Source organism: Isoptericola sp. NPDC060257, assembly GCF_042726645.1.
GTDB lineage: Bacteria > Actinomycetota > Actinomycetes > Actinomycetales > Cellulomonadaceae > Isoptericola > Isoptericola nanjingensis.
The window spans coordinates 1-6,610 of record NZ_JBHXAW010000248.1; the positions used below are offsets into that span (position 1 = coordinate 1).

At 74.4% G+C, this 6,610-nt stretch carries 5 protein-coding genes; 3 read left to right on the plus strand and 2 right to left on the minus strand.

Translation table 11 applies throughout. The features are described from left to right. The first annotated feature begins 56 nt into the window (after positions 1–56). Positions 57–1,283 carry a pyrophosphate--fructose-6-phosphate 1-phosphotransferase gene (locus ACFWEK_RS17055; RefSeq protein WP_430545232.1) on the plus strand — a complete coding sequence of 409 codons (1,227 nt, stop codon included), beginning with the start codon at positions 57–59 and terminating at the stop codon, positions 1,281–1,283. A 46-nt stretch (positions 1,284–1,329) separates the two neighbouring features. After that, a complete protein-coding gene (locus ACFWEK_RS17060) occupies positions 1,330–2,694 on the plus strand; it encodes a class II 3-deoxy-7-phosphoheptulonate synthase (RefSeq protein WP_430554805.1) in 1,365 nt (454 codons plus the stop codon). Between the two features lie 3 nt (positions 2,695–2,697). Here the strand turns inward: ACFWEK_RS17060 and ACFWEK_RS17065 are convergent, their stop codons facing one another. Continuing rightward, positions 2,698–4,743 carry a PASTA domain-containing protein gene (locus ACFWEK_RS17065; RefSeq protein ID WP_430554806.1) on the minus strand — a complete coding sequence of 682 codons (2,046 nt, stop codon included), beginning with the start codon at positions 4,741–4,743 and terminating at the stop codon, positions 2,698–2,700. A 48-nt stretch (positions 4,744–4,791) separates the two neighbouring features. Between ACFWEK_RS17065 and ACFWEK_RS17070 the strand changes: the two genes are divergently transcribed. After that, a complete protein-coding gene (locus ACFWEK_RS17070; RefSeq protein ID WP_430545235.1) occupies positions 4,792–5,223 on the plus strand; it encodes an Rv2175c family DNA-binding protein in 432 nt (143 codons plus the stop codon). A 48-nt stretch (positions 5,224–5,271) separates the two neighbouring features. Here ACFWEK_RS17070 and ACFWEK_RS17075 read toward each other — a convergent pair whose 3' ends face one another. After that, a complete protein-coding gene (locus ACFWEK_RS17075; RefSeq protein WP_430554807.1) occupies positions 5,272–6,378 on the minus strand; it encodes a polyprenyl synthetase family protein in 1,107 nt (368 codons plus the stop codon). Between the last annotated feature and the right edge of the window lie 232 nt (positions 6,379–6,610).

The window sequence follows — 6,610 nt, forward strand, 5'->3', positions numbered from 1 at the left end:
AGAGACAGCCTAGGATGGAGTCGCTGTTCGTCCCCCACCGAGAGGTAGCCCCTGTCATGTCGGTTCGTCGCGTGGCTCTCCTGACCGCCGGCGGCTTCGCGCCCTGCCTGTCCTCCGCCGTCGGCGGCCTCATCGAGCGCTACACGGAGCTCGACCCGTCGATCGAGATCATCGCCTACCAGTACGGCTACCACGGGCTCCTCACGGGCACGAAGATCGTGGTCGACGAGGAGGGCCGCAAGCAGGCCGGCATCCTGCACCGCTTCGGCGGCTCGCCCATCGGCAACTCGCGCGTCAAGCTGACCAACGCCGCGGACTGCGTCAAGCGGGGCCTCGTGCAGGAGGGCCAGAACCCGCTGGAGGTCGCGGCCGAGCAGCTCAAGGCCGACGGCGTGGACGTGCTGCACACCATCGGTGGCGACGACACGAACACCACGGCCGCCGACCTCGCCGCGTACCTGCACGACAACGGCTACGAGCTCACCGTCGTGGGCCTGCCCAAGACGATCGACAACGACGTGGTGCCGATCAAGCAGTCCCTCGGCGCCTGGACCGCCGCCGAGGAGGCCGCGGGCTTCGCCGCGAACGTCATCGGCGAGCACCGCTCGGGTCCGCGCATGCTCATCGTGCACGAGGTCATGGGCCGGCACTGCGGCTGGCTCACGGCGGCCGCCGCGAAGGAGTACCGCTCGTGGCTCGACGCCCAGGAGTGGGCCCCGGCCCTCGGCCTGACGCGCGAGCGCTGGGACGTGCACGCCGTCTTCCTGCCCGAGCTGGAGATCGACATCGACGCCGAGGCGGCGCGCCTGCGTGCCGTCATGGACGAGATCGGCAACGTCAACATCTTCCTGTCCGAGGGCGCGGGGATGAACGAGATCGTGCAGCAGCTCGAGGCCGCCGGCGAGGAGGTGCCGCGCGACCCGTTCGGGCACGTCAAGCTCGACACCATCAACCCCGGCCAGTGGTTCGCGAAGCAGTTCGCGGAGAAGCTGGGCGCCGAGAAGGTCATGGTCCAGAAGTCGGGCTACTACTCGCGCGCCGCGGCCGCGAACGCCGAGGACCTGCGCCTCATCAAGTCGATGACGGACCTCGCCGTCGAGTGCGCGCTGCGCGGCGAGGCCGGCGTCATCGGCCACGACGAGGAGGACGGCGACCGCCTCAAGGCGATCGCGTTCCCGCGCATCGCCGGCGGCAAGGCGTTCGACGTCAGCCAGCCGTGGTTCGGCGAGATCCTCGAGGGCATCGGCCAGCCGCTGGTGCCCGCGAAGCCCGCCGCGCACTGACGACGGCGACCCGCCGACCACCGAGCCAGAGGCAGGAGCAGCCCGCATGACCACCGCCGTCGACACCGTGGCGCCCGGGAGCGATCCCGAGGGCCTGGACCGGTTCCGGACCCTCGAGGCGCGCCAGCAGCCCGTGTGGCCGGACGCCGAGGCGCTCGCGGCGGTGGCGGGGCGGCTCTCCCAGGCGGCGCCCCTCGTGGTGCCGGCCGAGGCCCGGCTGCTCACGGAACGTCTCGCCGCGGCAGGCCGCGGCGAGGCGTTCCTGCTGCAGGGCGGGGACTGCGCGGAGACGTTCGCGGACGCGAACGCGACCCGCATCCGCAACAAGATGCGCACCATCCTGCAGATGGCGGTGGTGCTCACCCACGGCGCGAGCACGCCCGTGGTGAAGATGGGGCGGCTCGCGGGGCAGTACGCCAAGCCGCGGTCGTCCGACCTCGAGACCCGCGACGGCGTGACGCTGCCCGCCTACCGCGGCGACATGGTCAACGGGCACGAGTTCACCCCGGAGTCGCGCACGCCCGACCCGGTGCGCCTCGAGCAGGCGTACCGGATCTCGTCGGCGACGGCGAACGTCGTGCGGGCCTTCACCCAGGGTGGCCACGCCGACCTGCGCCGGGTGCACGAGTGGAACCGCGGGTTCATGCGCAACCCCGCCTACGCGCGGTACGAGCGCACCGCGGCGGAGATCGACCGCGCCATCCGCTTCATGGAGGCCTGCGGGGCGGACTTCGACGCCCTGCGCTCGGTGGAGTTCTACCTCAGCCACGAGGCGCTCATCCTCGACTACGAGCGGGCGCTGACCCGGGTCGACGCCCGGACCGGCGAGGCCTACGCGACCTCGGCCCACTTCCTGTGGATCGGCGAGCGCACCCGTCAGCTCGACGGCGCGCACGTGGAGTTCCTCTCGCGCGTCGCCAACCCCGTCGGGGTCAAGCTCGGCCCGACGACGTCGGCCGACGACGCCCTGGCGCTGGCGGCGCGGCTCAACCCGGGCAACACCCCCGGCCGGCTCACGTTCGTCACCCGTATGGGCGCGGGCAAGGTGCGCGACGTGCTGCCCGAGGTCGTCGAGAAGGTCACCGCCGCGGGCGTGGCCGTCACCTGGGTGACCGACCCGATGCACGGCAACACGATCACCTCCGACAGCGGCTACAAGACGCGCCGGTTCACCGACGTGCTGGACGAGGTCACGGGCTTCTTCGAGGTGCACCGCGCCCTCGGCACCGTGCCCGGCGGGCTGCACATGGAGCTCACGGGCGACGACGTCACCGAGGTGCTGGGCGGCAGCGAGGAGATCGACGACGCCGGGCTGGCGCTGCGGTACGAGACGCTGGTCGACCCGCGCCTCAACCACCAGCAGTCGCTCGAGATGGCGTTCCGCGTCGCGGAGATGCTGACGAGCTGGTGACGCTCACCAGACGGTGACGGTCACCGTGCTGCCCTTCGGCGCCTTGCCGGTGGGGTCCTGGAACCGGACGGTGTCCAGGATGCCGCCGAGGTAGGTGTTCTCCTTGACCACGAAGCCGGCCTTCTCCAGCGCCTTGCGGGCAGGCTCGGTGTGCTTGCCCACCACGTTCGGCACCTCGACCAGGGGCGGCCCCTGCGAGATCGTCAGGGTCACCGTGTCGGTGCGGTGCGCGGTGGCCCCCTCCTTCGGGTCCTGCGCCAGCACGTGCCCCTTCGGGACGTCCTCGGAGTACTCCGGGTCGGCCAGCTCGACGACGAGCCCCAGGCCCTCGAGGTCGGTGACGGCAGCGTCCTTCTCCTTGCCCACCTCCTGCGGCACCTGCACGGGGGCGGGGCCGTCGGAGACGGTGAGCGTCACGACGGTGTCGTGCCGCTGGCGCGACCCCTCGTCCACCGACACGTCGAGCACCTGGCCCCGGGGGGCCTCGTCGTCGTACGACCGGGCGGGGTCGCCGACCGTGAAGCCGGCGTCCTCCAGCGCCGCGGTGGCGTCCTTGTCGCCGGCGCCGACCAGGTCGTCGGGCACCGTGAGCATCTGCACGCCGCGGGACACGACCAGCTCCACGGAGCCGTCGGTGCGCACCCGGTCGCCGGGCGCGGGCACGCTCGTCACGACCGAGCCCTCCGGGACGTCGTCGTCGAAGACGCGGCTCGTCGTCGTGCCGAGCCCGGCGTCCTCGAGGACGGCGCGGGCGTCGTCGGCAGCGACTCCGGCGACGCCGGTCGGCACCGAGGTCCACGCCCCGGGGCCGTCCGCGAACCACCACCAGGTGCCCAGCCCGCCGCCGGCCAGCACGAGCACCAGGGTGAGGGTCCACGCGACCGCGCGGCGACGGCGGGAGGGGCGGCGGTACGCCTCGGTGGGCTGCTCGACGAGCCGGTCCGTGGGCTGTGCCGGCGCGCTCGCCGACACCTCCTGGAAGAACGCCGTCGGGATCTCGTCGACCGCGTCCGTCCCCGTGCGCCCGTCGTCCTCGTGGTCGGGCGGCGCGCCGCCGGTCCCGCTCGAGGCGCTCGGGCCTTCGGCGTCGGAGGGGCCGTCGGCGGGCCGCTCCGCGCGGCGCGCGAGCACGTCGGCGTCGAGCGACGAGCGCAGCGCCTCGACGGCCGCGAGGGCGGCACCCGCGTCCGGCGGGCGCTGGCCGGCGTCCCGGGCCGCGAAGGACGCGACGAGCGCGTCGACCTCGGCTGGCAGCCAGTCCACGAGCGCGGACGGTGCAGGGAGGTCCTCGTGCACGTGGTGGAAGGCGACCTGGATCGGCGTCTCGCCCGCATACGGCAGGGTGCCGGTGACGAGCTCGTACGCGAGCACCCCGACCGCGTAGACGTCGGTGCGGGCGTCGCAGGTGCCGCTGGTGATCACCTCGGGGGCCAGGTACGCGACCGTGCCCAGGACGGTGCCGGTGGCGGTGGTGGTCACCTCGGTGACCGCGCGGGCGAGGCCGAAGTCGGCGACCTTGACCCGCGTCCCCGGCGGGGTGCCGCCGGGCGCGTCGTCCTGGGCGGTGCCGCCAGGGACGGCGTCGTCGCCGACGACGAGCACGTTCTCCGGCTTGACGTCCCGGTGGACGAGGCCCTTGCGGTGCGCCGCGGCGAGGGCCGCGAGGACCTGCGCCACGACGTCGAGCGCTCGGCCCAGGGTGAGGGCGCCGGACGTGTGCAGCTCGCGACGCAGGTTGGTGCCCGGCACGTACTCCATCGCGAGATAGCTGGTGTCGCCGTCGACGCCCTGGTCGTAGACCGCCACGACGCCGGGATGGGTGAGCCGGGCGGCGGCGCGAGCCTCGCGGCGGAAGCGGGACACGAAGGCGGCGCCGTCCACCCCGTCCGCGAGGTGCGGGTGCATCACCTTGACGGCGACCTCACGGTCGAGCCGCCGGTCGGTGGCCCGGTACACGGTGGCCATGCCCCCTCGGGCGACGCGCGCGACGATCTCGTACCGCCCGTCGACCAGGCGGCCGAGCATCGGGTCGGTCGTCGTGATGGCCACGCGACGAGTGTAGGGGCGCCCGGTTCGGCAGGCCCGTAGGCTGGCCCGGTGAGCGACACCACCGCGCCGGAGCCCGGCGCCCCCGTCCCCGACAGCACCGACGACCGCACCGACGACCGCGCCGCCCTGGAGTCCCTCGTGGACGAGTGGCTCACCCTGCCCGACGTGGCGGAGGTCCTCGGGACCCAGGTGTCCAAGGTGCGCGGGCTGGTCTCGGAGCGGACCCTCGTCGGGGTCAAGCGGGGCGACCGCAACACGTTCCAGGTGCCCGCCGCATTCCTCGTGACCGACGACGGGGCGCCCCACGTGCTGCACACGCTGCGCGGCACCGTGCTGGTGCTCTCGGACGTCGGGCTGGACGACGCCGCCATCCTGCGCTGGCTGTTCGAGACCGAGCCGTCGATCGGCGCCACCCCGATCGGGGAGCTGCGCGCCGGCCGTCGTGCCGAGGTGCGTCGGGTGGCCCAGGCGCTGCTCTGACGCCCGGTCCCTGCGGTCGGAGGGACCGTCGGAGGGACGGTCGGAGGGTCAGGCCGCCCGGTCGACGGCGGCCCGCGCCAGGTCCAGGAGGACCTCGCGGCCGGGCTGGGCGAGCCCGGCCGCGGACAGCGCGTCCAGGGCGCCGTCCGCGAGCGTGTCGATGAGGGCCTCGACGCCGTCGAGCGCCCCCGAGCCGGCGATGACCCCGCGCAGCCGCTCGACGGTGGCGCCGTCCAGGTCGGGGTCGCCGAGGCGCGCGACGACGAGGTCGCGGTCGCCCGCGCCCGCGGCCGCCAGCGTGCGGGCCACCAGCACGGTGCGCTTGCCCTCGCGCAGGTCGTCGCCGGCGGGCTTGCCCGTCACCGACGGGTCGCCGAACACGCCCAGCACGTCGTCGCGGAGCTGGAACGCCTCCCCGAGCGGCAGCCCGGCGTCCGAGACGGCGGCCACGTGCGCGGGCGACGCCCCCGCGAGGACCGCGCCGAGCACGAGCGGGCGCTCGACCGAGTAGCGCGCCGACTTGGCGCGCAGGACGTCCCGGGCGCGCTCCTCGTCGGCCGCGGGGTCCAGGCCCCACGGCTCGGCCTGGACGAGGACGTCGAGGTACTGGCCCACGACGACCTCGGTCTGCATGGCGTCGAACAGCGCGCGGGCCGCGGCCGCGCGCTCCGTGGGCAGGTCGGCGACCGCGGCCGCGATCTCGCGCTGGCACGCGACGAGGCACAGGTCGCCGAGCAGGATCGCGGCGGACGTGCCGAACCGCTCTGCCGATCCCGCCCAGCCGGCCGCGGCGTGCCGCGCCTCGAAGGCGCGGTGGGCGGTGGGCTCGCCACGCCGCGTGTCCGAGGCGTCCATGACGTCGTCGTGCAGCAGGGCGGCGGCCTGGAACAGCTCGAGCGCCGCCCCGGCCCGCACCACCGCGTCCCGCTCGGGACCGACCGGGGCGCCGCCGTGGGCCCGGTAGGACCAGTAGCAGAACGCTGCCCGCAGGCGCTTGCCCCCGCGGAGCAGCACGGGCGCCTGGTCGGTCAGCGCGGTCGCCGCGTCGCCGATGGAGGCGACCTCCCGGGCGAGGGCGTCGAGGTGCTCCTCGACCCTGGTGTCGACGTCGGTGCGGAGGTTCTCGAGGTCGACCAGCGACGCGGCGGTGGGCATGCCGACAGCCTATGCGCCCGGCCGGGCGGTCCCGACGGGGGCGGGGCCGTTCAGCAGATCAGCCAGCAGATCCGTCAGCCGACGACGACGGAGCCGCTGACCGTCACGAGGCGGCGCTCGCCGTCGTCGAGCACGCCGAGGGTGACGGACTCCACGACCGGGCCGGCGTCCTTCTTCTTGCCCCGGGGCGTGCTCTCTCGGCCGAACACCGTCTGCGCGGTGAGGCCGGAGA